The sequence below is a fragment of the Sulfitobacter aestuarii genome, from assembly GCF_042685005.1.
In the GTDB taxonomy this organism is placed as follows: Bacteria; Pseudomonadota; Alphaproteobacteria; order Rhodobacterales; family Rhodobacteraceae; genus Sulfitobacter; species Sulfitobacter aestuarii.
The window spans coordinates 202,077-224,420 of record NZ_JBHUMP010000004.1 but is presented as its reverse complement, the minus strand read 5'-3'; the positions used below and the strand labels follow the sequence as shown (position 1 = coordinate 224,420).

The 22,344-nt window shown below is 66.2% G+C and carries 23 protein-coding genes and 1 tRNA gene; 10 read left to right on the top strand and 14 right to left on the bottom strand.

The window, feature by feature from the left end; genetic code table 11:
- Positions 1–25: 25 nt before the first annotated feature.
- From ACFSUD_RS07570 to ACFSUD_RS07560, 3 genes are all read right to left on the bottom strand, one after another.
- Positions 26–847 carry an arginyltransferase gene (locus ACFSUD_RS07570; RefSeq protein WP_386373003.1) on the bottom strand — a complete coding sequence of 274 codons (822 nt, stop codon included), beginning with the start codon at positions 845–847 and terminating at the stop codon, positions 26–28.
- Between the two features lie 106 nt (positions 848–953).
- Entirely contained in the window at positions 954–1,391 is a 438-nt protein-coding gene (locus ACFSUD_RS07565; RefSeq protein ID WP_386373001.1) for an RDD family protein, read from the bottom strand.
- Positions 1,392–1,455: 64 nt separating this feature from the next.
- The gene (locus ACFSUD_RS07560; RefSeq protein ID WP_386372999.1) at positions 1,456–1,866 is read right to left on the bottom strand and encodes a DUF2852 domain-containing protein; all 411 of its coding nucleotides are present in this window, start codon (positions 1,864–1,866) and stop codon (positions 1,456–1,458) included.
- Positions 1,867–2,088: 222 nt separating this feature from the next.
- On the opposite strand from ACFSUD_RS07560, the gene ACFSUD_RS07555 reads away from it, so the two are divergent.
- From ACFSUD_RS07555 to ACFSUD_RS07535, 5 genes are all read left to right on the top strand, one after another.
- The gene (locus ACFSUD_RS07555; RefSeq protein WP_386372997.1) at positions 2,089–4,908 is read left to right on the top strand and encodes a [protein-PII] uridylyltransferase family protein; all 2,820 of its coding nucleotides are present in this window, start codon (positions 2,089–2,091) and stop codon (positions 4,906–4,908) included.
- Positions 4,905–5,177 (top strand): hypothetical protein, encoded by a 273-nt coding sequence (locus tag ACFSUD_RS07550; RefSeq protein WP_386372995.1) that lies wholly within the window; start codon positions 4,905–4,907, stop codon positions 5,175–5,177. Before ACFSUD_RS07555 ends, ACFSUD_RS07550 begins: the two co-directional genes overlap by 4 nt.
- A gap of 152 nt (positions 5,178–5,329) precedes the next feature.
- Positions 5,330–5,968 (top strand): DUF6778 family protein, encoded by a 639-nt coding sequence (locus ACFSUD_RS07545; protein ID WP_386372993.1) that lies wholly within the window; start codon positions 5,330–5,332, stop codon positions 5,966–5,968.
- 38 nt (positions 5,969–6,006) lie between these two features.
- On the top strand, positions 6,007–7,218 hold the full coding sequence (locus tag ACFSUD_RS07540) for an RSP_2647 family RNA methyltransferase (RefSeq protein ID WP_386372991.1): 1,212 nt from the start codon (positions 6,007–6,009) through the stop codon (positions 7,216–7,218).
- Positions 7,219–7,238: 20 nt separating this feature from the next.
- On the top strand, positions 7,239–7,772 hold the full coding sequence (locus ACFSUD_RS07535; RefSeq protein WP_386372989.1) for an RSP_2648 family PIN domain-containing protein: 534 nt from the start codon (positions 7,239–7,241) through the stop codon (positions 7,770–7,772).
- Positions 7,773–7,779: 7 nt separating this feature from the next.
- Here the strand turns inward: ACFSUD_RS07535 and ACFSUD_RS07530 are convergent, their stop codons facing one another.
- From ACFSUD_RS07530 to ACFSUD_RS07505, 6 genes are all read right to left on the bottom strand, one after another.
- A complete protein-coding gene (locus ACFSUD_RS07530) occupies positions 7,780–8,463 on the bottom strand; it encodes a M48 family metalloprotease (RefSeq protein ID WP_386372987.1) in 684 nt (227 codons plus the stop codon).
- Between the two features lie 106 nt (positions 8,464–8,569).
- Positions 8,570–8,998: an OsmC family protein gene (locus ACFSUD_RS07525; RefSeq protein WP_386372985.1), complete on the bottom strand. Its 429-nt coding sequence runs from the start codon at positions 8,996–8,998 to the stop codon at positions 8,570–8,572.
- 59 nt (positions 8,999–9,057) lie between these two features.
- Complete coding sequence (locus ACFSUD_RS07520) at positions 9,058–10,233, bottom strand: vWA domain-containing protein (protein WP_386372983.1); 1,176 nt, start codon at positions 10,231–10,233, stop codon at positions 9,058–9,060.
- A 5-nt stretch (positions 10,234–10,238) separates the two neighbouring features.
- Positions 10,239–10,412 carry an apolipoprotein acyltransferase gene (locus tag ACFSUD_RS07515; RefSeq protein ID WP_386372981.1) on the bottom strand — a complete coding sequence of 58 codons (174 nt, stop codon included), beginning with the start codon at positions 10,410–10,412 and terminating at the stop codon, positions 10,239–10,241.
- A gap of 13 nt (positions 10,413–10,425) precedes the next feature.
- Complete coding sequence (locus ACFSUD_RS07510) at positions 10,426–11,784, bottom strand: DUF2927 domain-containing protein (protein ID WP_386372979.1); 1,359 nt, start codon at positions 11,782–11,784, stop codon at positions 10,426–10,428.
- Positions 11,785–11,999: 215 nt separating this feature from the next.
- Positions 12,000–12,839 carry an AAA family ATPase gene (locus ACFSUD_RS07505; RefSeq protein WP_386372977.1) on the bottom strand — a complete coding sequence of 280 codons (840 nt, stop codon included), beginning with the start codon at positions 12,837–12,839 and terminating at the stop codon, positions 12,000–12,002.
- A 166-nt stretch (positions 12,840–13,005) separates the two neighbouring features.
- Between ACFSUD_RS07505 and dksA the strand changes: the two genes are divergently transcribed.
- Together dksA and ACFSUD_RS07495 are read left to right on the top strand one after the other, a co-directional pair.
- The gene (gene dksA, locus ACFSUD_RS07500) at positions 13,006–13,428 is read left to right on the top strand and encodes an RNA polymerase-binding protein DksA (protein ID WP_386372975.1); all 423 of its coding nucleotides are present in this window, start codon (positions 13,006–13,008) and stop codon (positions 13,426–13,428) included.
- Positions 13,429–13,495: 67 nt separating this feature from the next.
- A complete protein-coding gene (locus ACFSUD_RS07495) occupies positions 13,496–14,659 on the top strand; it encodes an FAD-dependent monooxygenase (RefSeq protein WP_386372973.1) in 1,164 nt (387 codons plus the stop codon).
- Positions 14,660–14,696: 37 nt separating this feature from the next.
- Here the strand turns inward: ACFSUD_RS07495 and ACFSUD_RS07490 are convergent, their stop codons facing one another.
- Positions 14,697–15,749, bottom strand: coding sequence for an ornithine cyclodeaminase (locus ACFSUD_RS07490; RefSeq protein WP_386372971.1), 1,053 nt, complete (start codon positions 15,747–15,749; stop codon positions 14,697–14,699).
- A 30-nt stretch (positions 15,750–15,779) separates the two neighbouring features.
- Positions 15,780–16,700 carry an arginase gene (gene rocF / locus ACFSUD_RS07485; RefSeq protein WP_386372969.1) on the bottom strand — a complete coding sequence of 307 codons (921 nt, stop codon included), beginning with the start codon at positions 16,698–16,700 and terminating at the stop codon, positions 15,780–15,782.
- A 107-nt stretch (positions 16,701–16,807) separates the two neighbouring features.
- Here rocF and ACFSUD_RS07480 point away from each other — a divergent pair, with 107 nt between their 5' ends.
- Positions 16,808–17,233, top strand: a complete 426-nt coding sequence (locus ACFSUD_RS07480; RefSeq protein WP_386372967.1) for an Lrp/AsnC family transcriptional regulator — start codon at positions 16,808–16,810, stop codon at positions 17,231–17,233.
- Here the strand turns inward: ACFSUD_RS07480 and ACFSUD_RS07475 are convergent.
- A complete protein-coding gene (locus ACFSUD_RS07475; protein ID WP_386372965.1) occupies positions 17,230–17,706 on the bottom strand; it encodes a disulfide bond formation protein B in 477 nt (158 codons plus the stop codon). The two genes, ACFSUD_RS07480 and ACFSUD_RS07475, sit on opposite strands and share 4 nt — an antisense overlap.
- Complete coding sequence (locus tag ACFSUD_RS07470; RefSeq protein ID WP_386372963.1) at positions 17,703–18,281, bottom strand: YqaA family protein; 579 nt, start codon at positions 18,279–18,281, stop codon at positions 17,703–17,705. Before ACFSUD_RS07470 ends, ACFSUD_RS07475 begins: the two co-directional genes overlap by 4 nt.
- Positions 18,282–18,399: 118 nt before the next feature.
- Between ACFSUD_RS07470 and ACFSUD_RS07465 the strand changes: the two genes are divergently transcribed.
- Positions 18,400–18,483 (top strand) — tRNA-Leu (locus ACFSUD_RS07465).
- Between the two features lie 842 nt (positions 18,484–19,325).
- Entirely contained in the window at positions 19,326–21,632 is a 2,307-nt protein-coding gene (locus ACFSUD_RS07460; RefSeq protein WP_386372961.1) for a Hint domain-containing protein, read from the top strand.
- Positions 21,633–21,700: 68 nt separating this feature from the next.
- Here the strand turns inward: ACFSUD_RS07460 and ACFSUD_RS07455 are convergent, their stop codons facing one another.
- Positions 21,701–22,309, bottom strand: coding sequence for a nucleotidyltransferase family protein (locus ACFSUD_RS07455; protein WP_386372959.1), 609 nt, complete (start codon positions 22,307–22,309; stop codon positions 21,701–21,703).
- Positions 22,310–22,344: the final 35 nt, after the last annotated feature.

Sequence of the window (22,344 nt, the reverse complement as noted above, 5' to 3'; positions counted from 1 at the left end):
GGTCAGAAGAAGCGGGGGGCCGGTTTCAGCCGCGGTCGCGCGCCATGTCGGGGAGCGAGATATTGGCCACCTGTTCGGCGATCGGGTCGTTGCTGAGCGGATGATTGTCCGGCTCGAAATTCTCCGGATCGCGCATCTGTTGCCAGCACCCGCCCATATAGACCTCAAGCCCGGAGAACTTGGCCTTGTAACCCATCTTCTGACTGCCCGGCACCCAATAGCCGAGATAGACGTAAGGCAGGCCCGCGGCGCGGGCGATCTCGATATGATCGAGGATGATGTAATTGCCGAGTCCGTCGCGCGAGCGGTCGGGGCAGTAGAAGGAATAGACCATGCTGACGCCGTCGGCGAGCACGTCCGTCAGACAGACACCGATCAGCGCTGCGTCATCGGGAGCGGCATATTCGATGACCCGGCTGCGGATCGGGGTTTCCTCGATCATCGCGGCGAATTCGAACACATCCATATCGGCCATGCCGCCATCGGCGTGGCGGCTGTCGAGATACCGGCGGAACAGGTCGTATTGATCCTCTGTCGCCCAGGGCGAGGTGGCCCGGCGGGTGACCCCGGTATTGCGGCGCAGGATACGTTTCTGGCTGCGGCTCGGGCGAAAGGCGGCCACGTCGATCCGGGCGGAGAGACAGGCCGCGCAATCGGCGCAGGAGGGGCGGTAGAGCACGTTCTGCGAGCGCCGGAACCCCTGGGCCGAGAGGCTGTCGTTGAGCCGGTGGGCGTTCTCGCCCTGCAGTGCGGTGAACAATTTGCGCTCCATCCGGCCCTCGAGATAAGGGCAGGGTTGTGGAGCAGTCACATAGAACTGCGGGGTGAGGGGCAACGTATGGCGCATGATTTTTCCGGGTCTGAGCCGGGAAAGTGTATCAATCCTCCGGCAGGCCGCCAAGTAGTGTTGTCGCACGATAGCGTTAACGACAAGCGGAAGGATGGGTCCCGGCTCAGTCGCGCAGGCGTCGGTTGAGTGCGGCGGTGCCGAGCAGCATGTCGGTCAGGCCCTGGCAGCGCGCCGATGTGGCCATCAGCACCACCGAGATGAGCTGCAATGGCGCCATCGCCATCGACACCGCATAGCCGGAAGTGTGCAGGAACGCGGTGGTGAAATCGAGGGGCGCGTCGGCCTGGTCGCGCAGCTCCATCCCCATCAGCCGCATCCCCCAGGTTGCCGAGCCGTTGCTCAGCGTGATCACCCGGTAGGCAAAGCCGACCACCAGCATCATCAGCGGGAAGAAGAACAGGCCGGTGAAGGCGGTGAAGGGCAGCAGCAGGACGCAGATCAATGCGATCAGGGTGACATCGACAAGCCAGGCCAGGAGCCTCTTGAGCGGCACGCCTTCGTAAAATTGCGGATGGGTCTCGGGATCGGGGGTGCGCAGCATGGCGGCTTTCTCCGGTGCAGGGAACGGGCCGCCCCGCGTCATGCGGGGCGGCGTGTTGGCGCGATCAGGCCTCGGCGTCGGCATCGCTGCGCTTGGCGCGTTCGTCCATGAACTGGTCGAACTCGGCCTTGTCCTTGGCTTCGCGCAGACGCTTCAGGAAGGCTTCGAAATTATGCTGCTCCTCTTCGAGGCGGCGCAGGGTATCCTCCTTGTAGGCGTCGAAGGCGGCATTGCCGGTGCTGCGCGAGGGGGCGGCGAAACGGGGGCTGCGACGGGCGCAGGATTTGGATGAAAACATGCGATTGCTCCAGATCATATAGGCCAGCAGGGCGAGTCCGATGGGCCAGAAGACCACGAAGCCGAGGATCATGGCGGCGATCCAGGCACCCTTGCCCTTGTCATCGAGCCAGCCTTCGGCCCGGGCCAGCCAGCCCGGCCGGGCCCTGTAAACGGTGTTGGAAGTCAGTGTCGTCATCGAAGATGCCTTTCGGTTCGGGGGAGGCCCGCCTCGGGCCTTCTCGGTTCGGGTATGTGAATGTCCTTCACATTACCTAGATTGGGTGGACAGCCGGTCATTGCAAGGGGAGATGTAAATGTTTTTCACATTGTGAATGGCGATTGTCGGGCGGGCCTGCGCCGGGCTCCCTGCGCTGCTTGGCTGTTGACCTGCGCGGCGCTGCTCTTCAATGCTGAGGCCATGACAGCATCTTCCCTCGCCGCAAGGCTTACCCGTACCCCGCGACCCTATCATTCGGGGCGCGCCCGCGATGCGGCGGCGCTGCTTGGGGATCTGCCGCCCGAACTCGCGGAAGTGGTGATCGCGGCGGCCTCGATCTCGCCCTATCTGATGAATCTGCTGGAGAAGGAGACCGAGTGGTTCATAGACGCCTGCGCCGATCCCGAGGCGGGACTGCGCTCTGTCATCGAAACTGTGCGTGAACCCGGGCTTGCCGATCCCGCTGAAGCGCTGCGCCAGGGCAAGCGGCGGGTGGCGCTGCTCACCGGCATTGCCGATCTCGGCGGGGTCTGGGAGCTCGAGGAGGTGACCGGCGCGCTCAGCGATTTCGCCGATGCCGCCTGTCAGGCCGCGCTGCGCGCCAGCCTTGCCGTGCAGCTCAGGCGGGGCAAGCTGCCGGGGCTGACGGAGGAGGACCTCGCGAGCGGCGGCGGCATGGTGGTATTGGCGATGGGCAAGATGGGGGCGCGGGAGCTGAATTATTCCTCCGACATCGACCTGATCTGCCTGTTCGACGAGACCCGTTTCGGCAGGGATGACTTTCACGAGGCGCGGGCCGGTTTCGTGCGGGCCACCCGTGCGATGAGCGGGATGCTCAGCGATATCACCGCGGGAGGCTATGTCTTTCGCACCGATCTGCGGCTGCGCCCGGACAGCGGCGTGACCCCGGTCTGCATGGCGATGGAGGCCGCGGAGCGCTATTATGAATCGCTCGGGCGGACCTGGGAGCGGGCGGCCTATATCAAGGCGCGGCCCTGTGCCGGGGATCTCGCGGCGGGAGAGAAATTCCTCGCCACGTTGCGGCCTTTCGTCTGGCGGCGGCATCTCGATTTCGCGGCGATCCAGGACGCCCATGACATGCGGCTGGCGATCCGCGAGCACAAGGGGCTGGGCGGGCCGATCACCCTTTCGGGACATGACATGAAGCTCGGCCGCGGCGGGATTCGCGAGATCGAGTTCTTCACCCAGACCCGGCAGCTCATCGCCGGGGGGCGCGATGTCGATCTGCGGCTGCGCGGCACCTTGCCCGCCCTCCAGGTGCTGGCCCGGAAGGGCTGGGTTCCCGAGGATGCGGTGGCCGCGCTCGGCGATCATTACCGGGCGCATCGCGGCATCGAGCACCGGTTGCAGATGATCCAGGACGCGCAGACCCATGCCCTGCCGCGCAGCGAGGCGGGATTCGACCGGCTGGCCTGCATGGTGGATATGGATACCGAGGCTCTCAAGGCCGATCTGGTGGCGCGGCTCAACGCGGTGCATGAGCTGACCGAGGGGTTCTTCGCCGCCAGCCGCGAGCCGACGCCGCTGCCCTTGCCCGGCGATCACCAGTTCGACGCGGCGGTGATCGATCGCTGGCTGAGCTACCCGGCCCTGCGCTCGCCCCGGGCGGCGGCGATCTTCGCGAGGCTCAAGCCCGATCTGCTGGCGCGGCTGGCCGAGGCCGGACGCCCCGACGAGGCGTTGCGGGCCTTTGACGGCTTTCTCGCCGGTCTGCCCGCCGGGGTGCAGCTTTTCTCCCTGCTCAAGGTCAACCCGCAGCTTGCCGATCTGCTGATCGACATCGTCAGCACCTCTCCGGCGCTGGCACGGCATCTGTCGCAGAATGCCGGAGTGCTCGACGCGGTGCTGGGCGGGGATTTCTTCTCGCCCTGGCCGGGGCAGGCGGCGCTGCAGGACATGCTGGAGGAGACATTGGCGCACGAAAGCGATTACGAGACCCGGCTGGACGGCACCCGTCGCTGGGCACGCGAATGGCATTTCCGCATCGGCGTTCATCATCTGCGCGGGTTGATCGATGCGGATCGTGCCAGTGTGCAATATGCCGATCTGGCCCGTGCCGTCCTGAGTGTGCTCTGGCCCGTCGTCACCGCGCAATTCGCCCTGCGTCACGGGCCGCCGCCGGGGCGCGGGGCGGTGTTGCTCGGCATGGGCTCGCTCGGCGCCGGGCGGCTGACCGCGACGTCGGATCTCGACATGATCGTGATCTATGATCCGCAGGAACAGGAAATGTCGGAGGGCCGCCGACCGCTGGCGACGCGGGCCTATTATGCGCGTCTGACCCAGGCGATGATCACCGCCCTCAGCGCCCCGATGGCCGAGGGGCGGCTCTATGAGGTCGACATGCGGCTGCGGCCTTCGGGCAATCAGGGGCCGGTGGCCACCAGCCTTGCGAGTTTCAAGAGCTACCAGATGACCGAGGCCTGGATCTGGGAACATCTGGCGCTGACCCGTGCGCAGGTGATCGCCGGACCGCAGGATCTGGCGCAGGATGTCGAGACGTTGCGCCGCCAGATCCTGCAGCAGCCGCGCGCGCGCCACGAGGTTCTCGCGCAAGTGGCGCAGATGCGTGCCCGGATCGCGGCGGCGAAATCCGGTGCCGGTCCGCTCGATGCCAAGATCGGGCCGGGGCGGTTGCAGGACATCGAACTCTTCGCGCAGGCCGGCACGCTGATCTCGGGCCGCGCGTGCCGCGACATCGGGGAGGGGATCGCCGCGCTGCCCGATGCGGGGGTGATCGGACCGCGCGAGCAGGCCGACCTGGCGGCGGCCTATGGCGATTGCTGGACCCTGCAATGTGCAGCGCGGCTCCTGTCCTCCGCGCCGCTAGACCCCGAGACGCTGGGCGCGGCCGGCATCGCATTCCTGTGCCGCACGTTGCAGCATGACGATCTTGAATCGCTGCTGTCGCATATGTCACAGAAATGCAGCGCCGCGGCGACGATCATCGACCGGGCGCTGCGCGAAGAGGCGCCCGGACAGACGGAGGACGATGGCCCATGAACACGACCAACGCGGAAGATCCCAAGGGGCTGATCCGGGAATCCTACAGGATCGAGGGGATCACCAAGGCGGAATGCCGGTCGATCTTTCTCGACTGGGCGCTGAGCCTGCCGCTGGAAAGCGACACGGGCGCGGCGATCCGCCGCCTGCTGGCTCATCACGGCGCGGGCGCGGAGGCCCATCCGATGACCGAGGTGCTCAAGGAAGGGCTGGGCGGCATGGCCGCGCCGCGCCGCCGCGGGGGCTGGCGCAGCCGTCCGCGCAGCTGACCCTGCCGCGACGGTCTTTCCTTCCCGGTGGAGTGCCTCGCGAAAGCCATGGAAAAATGCCTTTGCGGTCACGAACACGCCGCATTGCGGCCATAGTTTCCCGTCAAACGAGGGGTATTCCCGGGATTTGCCGGTTCAAGAGTGAGGATGTCATGAAAGCTTTCAAATTGATCGCGGCGCTCGGCCTTGGTGTGATCGTGTCGGCCTGCGCCGCGCCGCAGACGGTCAGCCGCAATGCCACCGCCACCGCGTCGCTCGACATGGCCGGACAGCGCGCCGCGGCCCCGCTGCAGGTCCGCAAGATCAATGTCTCGGTGCCCAGGAGCCTCGAGGTTTCCGAGGCCAACCGCTATTATCCGAGCGGTGACATCGTCTGGCGCGAGGATCCGATCGGGGACCGTCACGCGCAGGTCAAGACCATTTTCGAGGATGCGCTCGCCGCCGGAACGGCCGATCTCAAGGGCCGGCCGGTGGTGCTCGATGTCGAGGTGACCCGCTTCCACGCCCTGACCGAGAAGACCCGCTACAGTGTCGGCGGCATCCATTCGATCAAGTTCCTGCTGACGGTACGCGATGCGCGCAGCGGCGCGGTGCTGGCACCGACCCGCGAGATCGAAGCGGATCTGCGCGGCTATGGCGGGAAGCGGGCGATCGCGGCGGAGCAGCGCGGCGAGACCCAGAAGGTGCGTATCTCCGCGCATCTCGGCAACGTGATCCGTGCGCAATTACAGCAGACCGCTGCGGCCATGGTGGCCGGGGCCACGAGTGGCAGCGCGCCCGCCAAAATCTGATCTTCCCTCGCGCCGTCGAAATGACTAGACGGGGCGCCATGACAGCGCCCCTTACCCCCTCCGCCTCACTGCCCGTGGTCCGGCTCCTGCCGAAAGCCAATGCCCGCGCGATCCGCCACGGCTTTCCCTGGGTCTATGCCAACGAACTGGTCACCGACCGGCGCACCAGGGCGCTGGCCCCCGGCACCCTGGCGCAGCTCGAGGACGACGCGCGTCAGCCGATGGGGCTGGTCGCGGTCAATCCCCAAAGCAAGATCATCGCGCGGATCCTCGATCAGAATGCCGAGGCGCTGCTCGATCGGGAATGGTTCGCGCATCGCATCGCCCGCGCGCTGGCGCTGCGCAACCTGATCTACGACGCGCCGTTCTACCGGCTTGTCCATGCCGAGGCCGACGGTCTGCCCGGTGTGGTCATCGACCGTTTCGGCGATACCTGCGTGATCCAGCCGAACGCGGCCTGGGCCGATGCGCTGATCGAACCGCTCTGCGCGGCGCTGATCGAGGTGACCGGGGTCTCCAACGTCTTGAAGAACGCCGCCGGGCGCACCCGCGCGCTGGAAGGTCTCGATGATGTCGGCGCCGTGCTGGCCGGACAGGCGCCCGACGCGCCGGTCGAGGTGCCGATGAACGAAGCCATCTATATGGCCGACCTGACCGGCGGGCAGAAGACCGGACTTTTCTACGACCAGCGGCCGAACCATGCTTTCGCCGCCAATCTCGCCAAGGGCGCCCGCGTGCTCGACGTCTTTTCACATGTGGGCGGCTTCTCCCTCGCGGCGCTGGCGGCCGGGGCCAGCGCGGCCGTCGCAGTTGACGGATCCGCCCCGGCTCTCGAACTGGCAAATGCCGGTGCCGCCGCGATGGGCAAGTCCGGACAGTTCAGCACGCGCCAGGGCGATGCTTTCGAGACGCTGACCGCGCTGCGCGCCGAGGGCGCGGAATTTGACGTGGTGATCTGCGATCCACCCGCCTTCGCGCCGTCGCGCCCGGCGCTCGAGGCCGGACTGCGCGCCTATGAGAAGATCGCCCGCCTCGCCGCGCCGCTGGTTGCCGAAAACGGTATTCTCGGTCTCTGCTCCTGTTCCCACGCCGCGGATTTGACGCAGTTCCGCACCGCCTCGGTGCGCGGCATCGGGCGGGCGGGGCGCCGGGGAATGTTGCTGCACACCGGTTTTGCCGGGCCGGATCATCCGCAATTGCCGCAGCTCGCCGAGTCCGGCTACCTGAAATCGCTGTTCTTCCGCCTGTGACACCGGCAGCGCCGCGTCTTTTGATCGACACCTGCGTCCTCTACCCGACGGTGATGCGCGAAATGGTGCTCGGCGCGGCGCGTGCCGGTCTGCTGGTGCCGCTGTGGTCCGAGCGTATCCTGGAGGAATGGCGGCTGGCGGCGGCCAAGCTCGGCGCGCTCGGCGTCGCCCAGGCCGAGGCGGAGCTGGCGCTGCTGCGCCGCGACTGGCCGAAGGCGATCTGCCCTCCCGCGTCGGGGCTCGAGTCGCGGCTCTACCTGCCGGATGCGAATGATCTGCATGTGCTCGCGATCGCCATCAATGCCAGCGCCGATGCGATCATGACCCTCAATGCCAAGGATTTTCCGCGCGATGTCCTTGCCGAAGAGGGGCTGGAGCGCGTCGAACCGGATACGTTCCTGGCCGGGCTTCACGCCCGCCATCCCGAGATAATGGCCGAGGTCGCCGAAAAGGTGCTGGCCGAGGCGCGGCGGCTGTCCGGCGCGGATTGGCAATTGCGCCCGTTGCTCAAGAAAGCCCGCCTGCCGCGTCTGGCCAAGGCGCTGACGCGGTAAAAGCGCTTCAGCCCTCCCAGCGCGACTGCAGCTGCGTCAGGGCGGCGATCCGCTGATCCGTCTTGGGATGGCTCATCAACCAGGCCGGGGTCACGCCGCCGGCACCCTGGCTCATGGCGTCAAGCTTGCGGAACATCGAGATCTGCGGCGCCACGCCGATCCCGGCCTTGGTAAGCAGCGCTGCGGCATAGGCATCGGCCTCGTATTCATCGCCCCGCGACAGCCGGGCCGCCAGCAGCCGGGCGGCGAAATTGGCGATCAGAATGCCGACACCGGGGATCAGCCGCCCGAGCACCATCGCCAGCGCGGTGCGCAGCGCGTTCTGGCCGGAAAAATCGATCATCCGCCGCCGCGCATGGCCGAGCGCTACATGGCCGAGCTCATGGGCGATCACGCTCGCCAACTCCTCGGCGCTGATTTCGCCGGACTTGAACTTGTTGTAGAAGCCACGGGTGATGAAGATGCGCCCATCCGGGGCCGCCAGCCCGTTGATCGGCGCGATTTCGTAGAGATTGACCTTGATCCGCGGCAGATCGAGCGCGCCGGCCATGCGAGAGGTGACATCGCGCAGCGCCGGGTCCATCAGTTCGGTCGAACGGGCGTCGAGCTCCCGGGCCGTGCGCCAGGCCGAGAAGCGGTACATGGCGATGGCAACGAGAATGGCCAGCAGGATGGGCAGGACGCGGATCATGGGATCAATATGGCCATGGTCCGGCGGGGCGCAAGGGCAGGAGCGCTGCGCGCGCGAGTATTTGAAGCATAAAGAAGGGCCGGTCGCGCGGACCGGCCCCCGAGGCTCAGGCGAGTTTGGCGTCCATGGTGATCTCGGCGGTGAGCAGCTTCGAGATCGGACAGTTTTCCTTGGCGGTCTTGGCGGCCTTCTCGAATTGCTCGGCGCTGGCATCGGGGATGCTGGCGGTCACGTCGAGATGGACCTTGGGGATGTGGAAGCCGCTGTCCTTCTGCTCAAGATGCACGGTCGCCTTGGTCTCGACCTTGTCGGCGACGAGGTTCTCGCCTTCGAGGATCATCGACAGGGCCATGGAGAAGCACGACGCGTGGGCGGCGCCGATCAATTCTTCGGGGTTGGTGCCGGGTTTGTCCTCGAACCTTGTGTTGAACCCATAGGGCTGGTCATCGAGCACCTTGGTCTGGGTCGAGACATGGCCCTTGCCTTCCTTGAGATTGCCGCTCCAGCGGGCCGAGCCCGATTTCTTGATTGTCATGGAATGTCCTTTCACGATTGGTTGCAAGACCAACGCTTCGGGAGGCGGCTGGTTCCGGGTCAGCGGCTCAGGGTCTTGATGCCGCGCGAAAGCCCTTCGAGCGTCATCGGCACCATTGCCTCGGGCCCGAAGATCTCGCGGATCATCGCGATCGACTGGGTATAGGGCCAGTATCTTTCCGGCACCGGATTGATCCACAGATGGCCCGGCCATTGATCGCGCGCCCGGGCCAGCCAGGTGGCGCCCGCCTCGGCATTCCAGTGTTCATTGGCTCCACCCGGATAGGCGACCTCATAGGGCGACATCGAGGCATCGCCGACGAAGATGCATTTGTAATCGGAGCCATAGGTGCGCAGCACCTCATGGGTCGGGATCTGCGCCTCCCAGCGCCGGGCATTGTCGCGCCAGACGCCTTCGTAGAGGCAATTGTGGAAATAGTAATGTTCGAGATGCTTGAACTCGGCCTTGGCGGCGCTGAACAATTCCTCGACCAGTCTGATATGCGGATCCATCGAGCCGCCTACGTCGAGAAACAGCAGGACCTTGACGGCATTGCGCCGTTCGGGGCGGGTCTTCACATCGAGATAGCCATGTTCGGCGGTGGCGCGGATCGTGCCGGAGAGGTCGAGCTCCTCGTTGGCGCCGTCGCGTGCCCAGCGGCGCAGGCGTTTCAGCGCAACCTTGATGTTGCGGGTGCCGATTTCGACATTGTCGTCGAGATTGCGGAATTCGCGTTTGTCCCAGACCTTGACGGCACGCTGGTGGCGGCTCTCCTTCTGGCCGATCCTTACGCCTTCGGGGTTGTAGCCATAGGCGCCGAAGGGCGAGGTGCCCGCGGTGCCGATCCACTTGTTGCCCCCCTGGTGGCGGCCTTCCTGTTCCTTCAGCCGCTCCTTCAGCGTCTCCATCAGCTTGTCAAAACCGCCGAGCGCCTCGATCTCGGCCATTTCAGCGGCGCTGAGATGTTTCTCGGCCATCTTCTCGAGCCAGTCGCCGGGGATGTCGACCGCGTCGAGGCTGATGTTTTCCAATCCCTGGAACGTGGCGGCGAAGGCACGGTCGAACTTGTCGATATTGCGCTCGTCCTTCACCATCGCGACCCGCGCGAGGTAATAGAAGGCCTCGACATCATAGGTGGCGAGCCCCGCGGCCATGCCGTCGAGGAAGGCGAGGAATTCCCGCAGCGAGACCGGCACGCCGTGTTTGCGCAGCTGTTCGAAGAAGGGCAGGAACATCGCGTTCAGACCACGTTGAAGAGACGGTCCACGAGGATGGTCAGGAACATGCCCGCGATGGTGAAGGCGAGCCCGTATCCGGCGGCATATTGGCCGATGTCCTTGCGGTTGCCGCCGCGTTTGCGCGCGGTCATGGCGCCGATCACTGCCCCGATGATGGCCATTGCAATTACGATCATATTGGTTCCGTCGCTATCCCTTGCGCGGGTTCAGCGAGGCGATCTCGCGCAGCTTGGCCCGCACAGCCCAGTCAGGGCCAAAGCCGTATCGCGCCCAGCCGATACTGTCCAGCCTGACCGCCGCGGCTTCTTCGGCGCGCTGCTCGAGCTCCAGCGCTTCGGCCCGAAGCAGCAGCAGCGTGGCGAGCAGGGCGGCGTTTTCGTGACGCTGTGCGGTGGCGATATGCGGCGCGATCTCGGCCAGCGCGCGCGCTCCGTCGCCGTCGATCACCGCGTGGGCGGCGAGCTGCGTGGCGACATGGGCGCGGTGCAGCGCGGTGCCGGGCTGACGGGCGTAAAAGCCATCGGCTGTACGATAATGCCGCTGCGCCGCCGCCGGGTCATCACGCTGCAGCACCCGGCCCATGGCGTAATGCGAAAAGCCGCGGCGGTGATCCTGCCAGCCCTGGTGTCTGGCGATGCGCAGGGCATCCTCTGCCGCCACGCGGCGCGCGGCGGGCGCGACGTTACGGCCGAGCGCGGTCTGGATCGCCGCGATCCAGACCCGCGGCGTGCGGGTGACCGGCGCGGCGCTCGCGGCATCGGTGCCCGGATTGATCCGGGCGAGCAGGGCAGGCAGGGCGGCGGCGACCTCCTCTCGCGACATGCCCGAGCGCAGCGCCGGATCATAGGTGATGCGCAGGATCAGCATGTCGAAACCGGTCAGCACGTTATGCACATTGTCGTCGTTGAACACCGAACCGGAGAGCCGGTAGAGGTCATTGAGCGGACCCAGCGCCTGGGCCAGTTCCTCGTGCAGGCAGTCGCGCAGCTCCTGCGGGCTTGCGTCATGGGGCAGGAAAATCGCCAGCCTTTCGCGGCGCTGCAGATTCGCCCAGCTCGTCTGCGGCGTGCGGCGGGCCCGGCGATATTCGGCGAGCGAGCCGACATTGGGTGCCACGAAACAGGCGGCGTCGGGCAGCAGGCTGTTGATCTCTCGGCGGCTGACGGCGGCGATGGTGATGCCGGCGTCCGGGCCCTGCGTGAGGGTGATGTCGATCCCCGCCTCGTTGCGCAGCCGCGCCAGCAGGCTCTGCAGGTCGGGCGCGAGGCTGGCGGGCGGGGTGCCGGTGACGCGCAGCGAGACCGGTCCTTCGAAGCGGGTCAGCACCGGCAGGGCGCGGCCGTTTTCAAGCTGGAAGGTCAGGTCAAGGAAATCGGCGGCCAGGGTGGCATTGCCCTGTGGCCGGTGCTGCTGGGCGGCAGCGGCGAAGCGTTTCATCGGGGGCAGGGCGCTCTCGGCGATCTGCCCGCGGGTCACGATACCGGGCTGCGAGGCGGGCACGCAGGCATTGAGCAGCAGCACCAGCGGCAGGATGAGCCGCGCCGTCATTGCACGCCCCGTGCCCATGCCCCGGGTGCACACGGACGCTCCGCGTTGTCGATATTTGTCACTGCCTGCCCTCTTCACGCCTCGTGATCCGGGTCTTTTCGCCCGACTTCCGGTTCATGTTAGGGAGCAAATGGGGCAAAAGAGTGGCGCGCCACAGGGTCTGCGACGCGCCGGATCTTTTCGACGCTTTCAGGCGCCGAGCAAGGTTGGCGGGCTCAGCGCTGGCCGCGTGCCATGAAGGCGAGACGTTCGAAGAGATGCACGTCCTGCTCGTTCTTGAGCAGCGCGCCGTGCAGCTTGGGCAGGGCGCTCTTGCCGTCCTGGCGCAGGTCGGCGGCGTCCATGTCCTCGGCCAGCAGCAGCTTCAGCCAGTCGAGCACTTCGGATGTCGAGGGCTTCTTCTTCAGCCCGGCCTGGTCGCGGATCTCGTAGAACTGTGTGAGCGCGGTGGAAAGCAGGCTTTCCTTGATGCCGGGGTGATGCACCTCGACGATGCGGCGCAGCGTGTCGATCTCCGGGAAGCGGATGTAGTGGAAGAAACAGCGGCGCAGGAACGCGTCGGGCAGTTCCTTTTCGTTGTTGGAGGTGATGATCACGATCGGACGCTTGCGGGCCCGGATCGTCTCGCCGGTCTCGTAGACGTGGAACTCCATCTTGTCGAGCTCCTGCAACAGGTCGTTGGGGAACTCGATATCCGCCTTGTCGATCTCGTCGATCAGCAGCACGACCTTCTCGTCCGCCTCGAAGGCTTCCCAGAGCTTGCCCTTGCGGATGTAGTTTTTCACGTCATGCACCCGCTCGTCGCCGAGCTGGCTGTCGCGCAGTCGGCTGACCGCGTCATATTCATAAAGCCCCTGCTGCGCCCTGGTCGTCGACTTGATGTTCCACTCGATCATCCGCAGGCCGAGCGCGTTCGAGACCTGCCTGGCCAGTTCCGTCTTGCCGGTGCCCGGCTCGCCCTTGACCAGCAGCGGACGCTCCAGCGTCACGGCGGCATTGACGGCGATGGTCAGGTCGTCGGTTGCGACATATTCGGCGGTGCCTTGGAATTTCATCTTGTTTTCAACCTTCTGTGACACGGCTTTTCAGCGCCGTGTTTAACCGGGATTCGTGGGGATTGTGTAGTGACAATCTGCTGACGCTGCGGTAGAGCACCGGCAGGGAGTAATGTCGGGAGACAGGCCTCTTATGCAAGACGTTGGAACGCATAGGGATGATGGTATGAAGCAGGGAGTTTTCCTGCCGGATGATTATTCACCGGCTGAGGACGAGCCTTTCATGAATGAACGGCAACTCGAATATTTCCGCCGGAAATTGTTGAACTGGAAAGCGGAATTGCTGGCGGGCAGCCGCGACACCATCGAAGGGTTGCAGGACGGCACGCGCAATATTCCGGATGTAGCGGATCGCGCCAGCGAGGAGACCGACCGCGCGCTGGAGCTGCGCACACGCGACCGCGCGCGCAAACTGGTCGCCAAGATCGACGCTGCGCTGCGGCGGATCGACGAGGGCGAGTTCGGCTATTGCTCGGTGACCGGCGACCCGATTTCGCTCAAGCGGCTGGACGCCCGGCCGATCGCGACGATGACACTGGAAGTGCAGGAACGTCACGAGCGGCGCGAGAAGGTCCACCGCGATGATTGATCGCTTCTGATCTGATCAGAGTTCGACGCCGGGGCATTGCTCCGGCGTCTTGCCATTCGGAGGCGGCATGGGAATTTCGAACGCCATCGTGATCGGTGGTGGCATCGGCGGTCTGGCGGTGGCCACCGCTTTGGCACAGCGCGGCGTGGCGGTGACCCTGCTGGAACGGGCCGAGAGCTTCGGCGAGATCGGCGCGGGCCTGCAGGTCAGCCCGAACGGCCTGGCGGTGCTGCGCGCCCTGGGGCTCGAAGCCGCGCTGGCACGCGGCGCGGCGGTGCAGGGGCAGGCGGTGGTGCTGCGCGATCATCGCGGCGGCGGCCCGGTGGCGCGGCTCGATCTGACAAGGCTGGCCGAGGATCAGCGTTATTATTTCATCCATCGCGCCGATCTGGTCGCATTGCTCGCCGGGGCGGCGCGGCGCGCCAATGTGACCTGCGAATTCGGCGCCGACGTGACGCGCATTCGCCCTGGCGCGCTGCCGCAGGTGGCGCTGCGGGACGGCAGCCTGCGGCGCGCCGAGCTGGTGATCGCGGCGGATGGCATCCATTCCATCGCACGCGCCCGGCTCAACGGGTCCGATGCAGCCCGGTTCTCCGGTCAGGTGGCCTGGCGCGCGTTGGTGCCCAATGACGTCGCCCATCCGCCCGAGGCGCAGGTCACCATGGGGCCGGGGCGGCATCTGGTCAGCTACGCGCTGCGCGGCGGGGATCTCGTCAACCTCGTGGCGGTGGAGGAACGCGCGGATTGGGCGGCGGAGGGCTGGAACCATGCCGATGATCCGGCCAATCTGCGCGCGGCCTTTGCAGGGTTTCAGGGCCGCGCCGCCGGGATGATCGCGGCGGTCCGGGAGGTCACCCTCTGGGGGCTGCATCACCACAAGGTGGCTGACCGCTGGCATGGCGACGGCGTGGCGCTGCTCGGGGACGCCGCGCATCCGACGCTGCCCTTCCTCGCGCAGGGGGCGAATATGGCGCTGGAGGATGCCTGGGTGCTGGCGGATTGCCTGAGCCGGGAGGCGCCCGCGGCGGCGCTAGAGAGCTATCAGCAGCGGCGCGAGAAAAGGGTGCGGCGGGTGATCCGGGCCGCCGAGGGCAATGCCTGGCGCTATCATCTGCGCCCCGGACCGCTGCGCTTTGCCGCCCATGGCATGCTGCGGATCGGCTCACGTCTGGCGCCCGGCCGGATGATCGGCGCCTTCGACTGGCTCTATGGCCATGACGTGACGAAATAGATTGGCCCGCGCCCCGAGCAGGGCGCAGGCCCGGCGCTCAGCCCCTGGCGCGCTGCAACATGCCGAACAGGTCGCGCGGATCGTCGGGATCGGCCAGCAGGTCGAGCGGATGAAACAGCCCGGTCTCGCCGATCTGGTCCCGCACGTAGCGCAGGGCCGAGAAATCCTCGATCGCGAAGCCGACGGAATCGAACAGGGTGATCTGTTTCTCGTCCGTGCGCCCCTGCGCCTGACCGGTCAGCACCTGCCAGATCTCGGTTACCGGATGGTCGGGCTCAAGCTGCTGGATCTCGCCCTCGATCCGGGTCTGCTCGGGATATTCCACGAAGATCCCGGCCCGGTGCAGGATCGCCGGGGCGAGCTCGGTCTTGCCGGGGCAATCGCCGCCAATGGCGTTGATATGCACCCCGGCGCCGACCATGTTGTCGCTCAGGATCGTGGCATATTGCTTGTCCGCCGTGCAGGTGGTGATGATCTGCGCGCCCAGCATTGCTTCTTCGGCGCTGGTGCATTCGACCACTTTCAGGCCCTGACCGGCAAGGTTCGCCGCACATTTCGCGGTCGCTGCCCGGTCGATGTCATAAAGGCGGATCTCATCGACGCCGCAGATCGCCTTCATCGCCAGACCCTGGAATTCCGACTGCGCGCCATTGCCGATCATCGCCATCACATGGCTGCCCTTGGGCGCCAGCAGCCGCGCCACCAGCGCCGAGGTCGCGGCGGTGCGCAGCGCGGTGAGCATGGTCATCTCGGTCAGCAGCACCGGATAGCCGTTCGAGACATCCGCCAGCAGCCCGAAGGCGGTGACCGTCTGCAGCCCCTCGGCGGTGTTGGACGGATGACCGTTGACATATTTGAAGCCATAGACATCGCCATCGGAGGTCGGCATCAGCTCGATCACGCCCTTCTCGGAATGGCTCGCCACGCGCGGCGTCTTGTCAAACAGCTCCCAGCGCCGGAAATCGGCCTCGATATATTCCGCCAGCCCGGCAAGCATCGGCTCGACGCCGATGTGATGGATCAGCTTCATCATGTGATCGACGGAAACGAAAGGCACCAGCGCCTTGTCGGAGGGTTTCAGATTGGTCATTTCAAGTCACTTTCATATCGGGGAGCAGGCTCAATAGGCGCGGGTCGGTCGGTCGAAGACACGGCGGCCAAGCGCGGACGCGGCGAGATCGACCATCAGCTGCGCGGTGCGGCCGCGCTCGTCGAGAAACGGGTTCAGCTCGACCAGATCGAGCGAGGTCATCAGCCCGCTGTCATGCAGCATCTCCATCACCAGATGACCCTCGCGCACCGTGGCGCCGCCGGGCACCGTGGTGCCGACCGCCGGGGCGACCGAGGGGTCGAGGAAATCGACATCGAGCGAGACATGCAGCATGCCGTTAGCGGCTTCGACCCCGTCGAGGAAGCGGGTCAGCGGCCGGGCGATCCCTGTCTCGTCGATCTCGCGCATATCCACCCGCTGGATCGCCGTCTCCTGCAGCGCCGCGCGTTCCGGCGCATCGACCGAGCGCAGGCCGATCATGGCGATATTCTCCTGCGGCAGAGGGTTGTCGACCTTCGGAAAGCCGTCAAACCCCTCGCGCCCGGTGACATAGCCAAGCGGCGTGCCATGCAGGTTGCCGCTGTCGGTGGTATGGGGCGTGTGGAAATCGGTATGGGCATCGAGCCAGAGCACGAAGAGCGGGCGGTTCAGCCTGTCGGCATGGCGCATCGCGCCGAGTACGGTGCCGAGCGACAGCGCATGATCGCCGCCCATGAAGATCGGCAGTCCGTCCTTAAGGGTGTCTTCGGCGGCATCGGCCAGCGCTTCGGTCCAGGCGATGGTTTCTTCCAGCGCGTGGATCTTGCCGTTGTCCTTCGGCGTGAACGGAGCAGGCGCGACATTGCCCCGGTCGCTGACCCGATGCCCGAGATTTTCCAGCGCCGCCGCCAGCCCGGCGGTGCGAAACGCATCCGGCCCCATCAGGCAACCGGTGCGGCGCTTGCCCGAATCCATCGGCGCGCCGACAAGAATGCAATTCTGTTCACTCATTCGATCTCTCCCAAAACGGTTTCCCGTGAGTATCCGGCAGATCGGGACATCGACAAGCGACCATATCGACCATATCGTGAGCGAATTGATCACTTCGGATAGAGATAATGGACGAAACGGACCATCGGCTGATCGCCGCCCTGCGGCACGACGCGCGCGTGTCGCTGTCGGACCTTGCCAGCATATTGGGGCTGTCCCGCGCCACCGTGCGGGCCCGGCTCGCGCGGCTGCGCGAACGCGGCGAGATCGTCGGCTTCAGCGTGGTGACCCGCGCCGATGTGCGTCAGGACCCGGTGCGCGGCATGATGATGATCGGAATCGAAGGGCGCGGCGCGGATCGGATCTCGCGCCAGCTCAGCAACATGGCCGACCTGCGCGCGGTGCATTCGACCAACGGGCGCTGGGATCTGATCGTCGAGATCGGCACCGAAACACTGGAGCAGTTCGACGCGGTACTGGCGCGGATCAGGCGGCTCGACGGGGTGATTTCCAGCGAGACCAGCCTGCTGCTGAAGACCCTGAAAGCGGTCTAGACGCGGCGTTCGCGCCGCCGCGCCGCCAGCACCCAGAGCGCCACGAGCACGAGCGAGAGCAGCGCATTCCAGCCTGCCATCGACAGACCGGCCAGCGACCAGACGACGGCATCGCACATCACCAGCCCGCTTGGCGCATCCATCGACAGCAGGTCGCCGCCGCTCATGCCGCCGAGGTCGAGCCCGCCGCCGGTGCAGGAGGACGGGCCGGGCCAGAAACCCCATTCCACCCCCGCATGATAGATGCCGAGCCCGGCCGTGACGGCCGCCGCCGCCGCCCCGAGCCAGATCAGCCCGCGCGGCGCCCCGGTCAGAAGCACCAGCCCGACCACAACCGCCGCCGCATGGGGCCAGCGCTGCCAGAGGCAGAGCTTGCAGGGGGCGTAGCCGCCAAGATGCTGGAAGGCGAAAGCGCCCAGCAGCAGCGCCGCAGAGCCGAGCGTCGCCAGCGCGATGAGGCTGCGGCGGCTCACAGGAAACGCACCGCGGCGAAACCGCCGAACAACAGCATGACCGCGAGGCTGAACATCAGCCCGAGGCGGCGCTCGATGAAGTCGCGGATCGGCGCGCCGAAATGCCAGAGCAGCCCGGCAACAATAAAGAACCGCAGGCCGCGCGCCAGTATGGAGGTGGCGATGAAGGTCCCGAGCGGCATGCCGGTCCAGCCCGACATGATGGTGATGACCTTGTAGGGGAAGGGCGTGATCCCCGCGGTCAGCACCGCCCAGAAACCCACGTCGTTGAACCGGGTGGAAAACTCCGCCATCGCATCGGCCTTGCCCAGCGACGCCAGGATCGGCTGGCCGAGCGTCTCGAAAGCCAGCGCCCCGATCGCATAGCCAAGCAGCCCGCCCAGCACCGAGGCCACCAGCGCCACAGTGGCAACCAGCCAGGCGCGGCGCGGATTGGCGAGGATCATCGGGATCATCAGGATGTCCGGCGGGATCGGGAAAACCGAGCTTTCGATGAAGGCCACCAGCGCCAGCGCCCAGAGCGCGTGACGGTGATCGGCAAGTTCGATGGTCCAGTCATAAAGGCGGCGGATCATGGGCGGCTCCGGTTGCTGCTCTGTGCAACACCATGGACCGCGGCCCCCGTCAAGTCACCTTGTCGGCGCGCGAAATTATTCTTGCCCTGTCACGTGATGCAGGCTAAACGCGGCCCGTGCCCAAGTGGCGGAATGGTAGACGCAGGGGATTCAAAATCCCCCGCCGCAAGGCGTGCCGGTTCGAGTCCGGCCTTGGGTACCAATGGTCTCCTCGACCATGCCACAACCCCGCAGCCGAGTTTGCAATGAGCGCTGATCGTGCTTGTACAGGTGATTCGCCGCAGGATCTCCGCTATTTCCGGTGATTGCGGATAATCTCACCCATGGCGGCGCATTGGTTCCGGGACGGCAACGCGCAATCCTGCCGGTCGCGCAAAAAATTTCCGGAGATGGAGGCGCCGTCGGGTCTCGGGATTGGTGCCGCAACCGCGACAATGGCGCGTGTGCAGGACCGTGCCGGGCCGCCGCCGATGCGGCCTGATCCTGTCTGGCTTGCCCCATCGCGCCCGGCACACACAGGCCGCGGGGAAACAATCGGCTGCACAGATCGGGCGTTCGCCACGGCACAGCCTCCGCTCCCGCCGCTGCGGCGCAACATCGTGACACTTTTCGGTCATTTTTCGCTTTGTCTGCCGCATTTCCGCCGGTATTGATGACCCTGCTCAACTGGGGGGCAATGTCTGAAGGTCACGGGGGGCGGCCGCATGCGACGCATCTGGAATGCGTCAGATGCGCCTTACGCCGCGGTATCGCGACCATTTGCACGCAGCGACGCGGGAGCCGTTTTCCGCGCCCGTCGCCGCTTGCCGTTCCCCGTTTGAGCAGATGCGCGCCGCCGCATGCCGCAAAGGCATGACTTTCGCGGGGGAGCGCATGGTTCTGAGGAGTGAGTGTAATGAGTGCCGCAACAAGACATGAACGATCCCGCCGGGCCGGGCGCGTCGCGCGCTTCACCCTGCCGGGCGCACCTCTGCACAGCTTCGTATCTATTTTCCGTTCGGTCGCGTTGCGCGCCCCCTGCGGCCACGTTCAGGAGACATGTTCATGATCAAGACAATCGATTTCAACGACCTCGCCGCCGGTACCGTGGTGGATGACGAATACCGCAGCGAAGGCGTCACGATCTCCGCCAGCGGCGGTTCCGGGCGCGCGATGATCTTCGACAGCGCCAACCCGACCGGAGGCGACAGGGACCTGGCCTCGGACACGCTCGGCGGCCTGCTGATCATCTCCGAGGACGGTGACCGCTGCGATCCCGACGACAATGCCCGCGGCGGCAGCCTGCTCTTCGATTTCGACGCGGCCGTGCGGATGGAGAGCCTGACCTTCAAGGATATCGAGGAGACCGGCGGCGGAGGAACGCGGGTGATCTTCTATGACGCGCATGGCGATGTGATCGAGACCCATTTCATCGACCCGACCGGCAACGGCGGCGAACGCTGCGTGGCGTTCAACGTTGCAGGCGTGAGCCGCATGGAAGTGCAGCTCGCCGGTTCCGGCGCGGTGGACAATCTGGTCTTTGACGACGCGGGCGATCCTTCCGGCGCGCCGCTCGACGGCTATGTCGACGGTACCGACGGGGCCGATCTGATCGATGCGGATTACACCGGCGATCCCGAGGGCGACCGGATCGACGCCGGGGATGCGGTGCTCGACGGGGCGGCAGCCAACGACGATTTCGTCCGCGCCGGGGCCGGGAATGACACGGTGCTGGCAGGCGCGGGCGATGACCGCGTCGAAGGCGGCAGCGGCGATGACCGGATCGAGGGCGGGGCGGGCGACGACACGCTGATCGGCGGCGCCGGGCGCGACACGGTGCTCGGCGGTGACGGGGATGACCTGATCGACACGTCCTCGGGTGCGCTGGCGCCGGATCGCGGCTATCCGTATAGCCGGGAGGACCGTTTCGGCTTTGCCCCCGACGCCGATCCCGAAAACGACCGCGATTGTGTCGAGGGCGGCGGCGGGAACGACACGATCCGCACCGGCGATGATCGCGACACGGTGTTTGGCGGCGACGGCAACGATGTGATCGACGCGGGCATCGACGATGACACCGTGTCGGGCGGCGACGGCGATGACCGGATCGTCGGCGGCGAGGGCAGTGACCTGATATTGGGCGGCGCGGGCGATGACACGATCTATGCGGGCAACGACCCCGCGCATGGTTTCGATGCGTTCGACATCCCCGACGATGCGGATGCCGAACATCCCCATGCGCCGGACCGCCGCCCCGACAACGGCCGTGACACGGTCTATGCGGGGGACGGGGATGACGAGGTCTATGGCGGGGATGACGACGACCGCCTCTTCGGCGGCAACGGCGACGATTATCTCGATGGCGGGATCGACGACGACAGTCTCTATGGCGGCAATGGCGACGATACGCTGATCGGCGGTCAGGGCGATGATCTGCTGCGCGGCAATCGCGGTGACGACCTGCTGAAAGGCGGCAGCGGCGATGACCGGATCGAAGGCGGCAGCGGCGATGACACGCTGATCGGCGGCACCGGTCGCGATACGATGCTCGGCGGCGGGGATCGCGATGTCTTCCGCGGCGGCAATGCCGGCGATGTGATCGACGGCGGCGAGCGCGGCGATGATTTCGACACGCTCGATCTGCGCGGCGCGCGGCCCGAGGGTGGGCGGCTCGAGATCCACTATGATGCCGACAACGCCGAGAACGGCACGGTGCTTTTCTTTGACAACCGCGACGACACGCTCGCCTCGGGCCAGCTCGATTTCGCCAATATCGAGCATGTCATCCCCTGTTTCACCCCGGGCACCCGTATCGCGACGCCGCAGGGCGAGCGCCGGGTCGAGGAGTTGCAGGTCGGCGACCGCGTGATCACCCGCGACAATGGCATCCAGCGCATCCGCTGGGCAGGCGCGCGGGCCTTGAGCGGTGCCGAGCTCGCCGCGGCGGAGCATCTGCGCCCGGTGTTGATCCAGAAGGGCGCGCTTGGCAACAACCTGCCCGAACGTGACATGCTGGTCAGCCCCAATCACCGGGTGCTCGTCGCCAATGACCGCACCGCGCTCTATTTCGAGGAGCGCGAGGTGCTGGTCGCCGCCAAACATCTCACCGGGATGGCGGGGATCGACATCGTTGAGGTCTCGCAGACCACCTATATTCACATCATGTTCGACCAGCATGAAGTGATCCTCTCGGACGGCGCCTGGACCGAAAGCTTCCAGCCCGGCGATCTGAGCCTGGCCGGGATCGGTGACGAACAGCGTGGCGAGATCCTGGAGTTGTTTCCGGAGCTGGCGACGATGGACGGGATCAACCAATATGCCTCTGCGCGCAGGTCGCTGAAAAAGCACGAGGCCCGGTTGTTGACCGAGTAAGGCTCGAAGCGGGCCGGGTAGCCAGTCCGCCTTTTATCTTTTTATGTCAATAGGCTGCAGGGCCAGGCTCATGCGTCCCGCATGCGGCAGCGCCAGGCGGCCCAGTCCTCCGGCGTATCGAGATCGCGCCGGGCGCGCTCTCCAGGCAGGGGGACCAGCACCACCCTGTTCGCGGCCTGCGCGACGACCTCGCGCGCGCCGCTGTCGCCTTTGAGCTGGGCGATCTGCGAAAAAACCGGTGCGGCAAAGATGATCGGATGACCGCCTTGCCCGGCCTCTGTGGCGCCGCGCCAGATCAGGCTATCCGAATTGAGATCAACGGCTCGCGCGACCTTCCTCAAGTCATGAAGGGTCAATTCAGGCAGGTCCGCGAGCAGCAGCATCGCCGCAGCGCATCCCTCTGGCAGGGCCGCGAACCCGGCGCGCAGCGAGGCGTTCATCCCTTCACCGGCATCCGTGACGCCAAGCCGCGTCACATCGATTCCGGCGAGCACCTCATGGCGCGGATGCGGCGGCGCCGGGAGCGCCACGATTACCGGGCCGCTGGTGAGCGCACGGGCCAGCCTCGCCTGACGCCGCAGCAGGGGTTCCCCGGCCACCGGTTCGAGCAGCTTGTCCGCACCGCGCATGCGCTGCGCCCGCCCGGCGGCGAGGATGATGACCGGCAGGGTTTCCATGTCGGGATGCTACACCGCTTCGCTGCGAAAAAACA

Excerpts from the sequence above, each read along its gene's own strand:
- ACFSUD_RS07570 (WP_386373003.1), bottom strand. The coding sequence starts at position 847 with ATGCGCCATACGTTGCCCCTCACCCCGCAGTTCTATGTGACTGCTCCA.
- ACFSUD_RS07565 (WP_386373001.1), bottom strand. The coding sequence starts at position 1,391 with ATGCTGCGCACCCCCGATCCCGAGACCCATCCGCAATTTTACGAAGGC.
- ACFSUD_RS07560 (WP_386372999.1), bottom strand. The coding sequence starts at position 1,866 with ATGACGACACTGACTTCCAACACCGTTTACAGGGCCCGGCCGGGCTGG.
- ACFSUD_RS07555 (WP_386372997.1), top strand. The coding sequence starts at position 2,089 with ATGACAGCATCTTCCCTCGCCGCAAGGCTTACCCGTACCCCGCGACCC.
- ACFSUD_RS07550 (WP_386372995.1), top strand. The coding sequence starts at position 4,905 with ATGAACACGACCAACGCGGAAGATCCCAAGGGGCTGATCCGGGAATCC.
- ACFSUD_RS07545 (WP_386372993.1), top strand. The coding sequence starts at position 5,330 with ATGAAAGCTTTCAAATTGATCGCGGCGCTCGGCCTTGGTGTGATCGTG.
- ACFSUD_RS07540 (WP_386372991.1), top strand. The coding sequence starts at position 6,007 with ATGACAGCGCCCCTTACCCCCTCCGCCTCACTGCCCGTGGTCCGGCTC.
- ACFSUD_RS07530 (WP_386372987.1), bottom strand. The coding sequence starts at position 8,463 with ATGATCCGCGTCCTGCCCATCCTGCTGGCCATTCTCGTTGCCATCGCC.
- ACFSUD_RS07525 (WP_386372985.1), bottom strand. The coding sequence starts at position 8,998 with ATGACAATCAAGAAATCGGGCTCGGCCCGCTGGAGCGGCAATCTCAAG.
- ACFSUD_RS07520 (WP_386372983.1), bottom strand. The coding sequence starts at position 10,233 with ATGTTCCTGCCCTTCTTCGAACAGCTGCGCAAACACGGCGTGCCGGTC.
- ACFSUD_RS07515 (WP_386372981.1), bottom strand. The coding sequence starts at position 10,412 with ATGATCGTAATTGCAATGGCCATCATCGGGGCAGTGATCGGCGCCATG.
- ACFSUD_RS07510 (WP_386372979.1), bottom strand. The coding sequence starts at position 11,784 with ATGACGGCGCGGCTCATCCTGCCGCTGGTGCTGCTGCTCAATGCCTGC.
- ACFSUD_RS07505 (WP_386372977.1), bottom strand. The coding sequence starts at position 12,839 with ATGAAATTCCAAGGCACCGCCGAATATGTCGCAACCGACGACCTGACC.
- dksA (WP_386372975.1), top strand. The coding sequence starts at position 13,006 with ATGAAGCAGGGAGTTTTCCTGCCGGATGATTATTCACCGGCTGAGGAC.
- ACFSUD_RS07495 (WP_386372973.1), top strand. The coding sequence starts at position 13,496 with ATGGGAATTTCGAACGCCATCGTGATCGGTGGTGGCATCGGCGGTCTG.
- ACFSUD_RS07490 (WP_386372971.1), bottom strand. The coding sequence starts at position 15,749 with ATGACCAATCTGAAACCCTCCGACAAGGCGCTGGTGCCTTTCGTTTCC.
- rocF (WP_386372969.1), bottom strand. The coding sequence starts at position 16,700 with ATGAGTGAACAGAATTGCATTCTTGTCGGCGCGCCGATGGATTCGGGC.
- ACFSUD_RS07480 (WP_386372967.1), top strand. The coding sequence starts at position 16,808 with ATGGACGAAACGGACCATCGGCTGATCGCCGCCCTGCGGCACGACGCG.
- ACFSUD_RS07470 (WP_386372963.1), bottom strand. The coding sequence starts at position 18,281 with ATGATCCGCCGCCTTTATGACTGGACCATCGAACTTGCCGATCACCGT.
- ACFSUD_RS07460 (WP_386372961.1), top strand. The coding sequence starts at position 19,326 with ATGATCAAGACAATCGATTTCAACGACCTCGCCGCCGGTACCGTGGTG.
- ACFSUD_RS07455 (WP_386372959.1), bottom strand. The coding sequence starts at position 22,309 with ATGGAAACCCTGCCGGTCATCATCCTCGCCGCCGGGCGGGCGCAGCGC.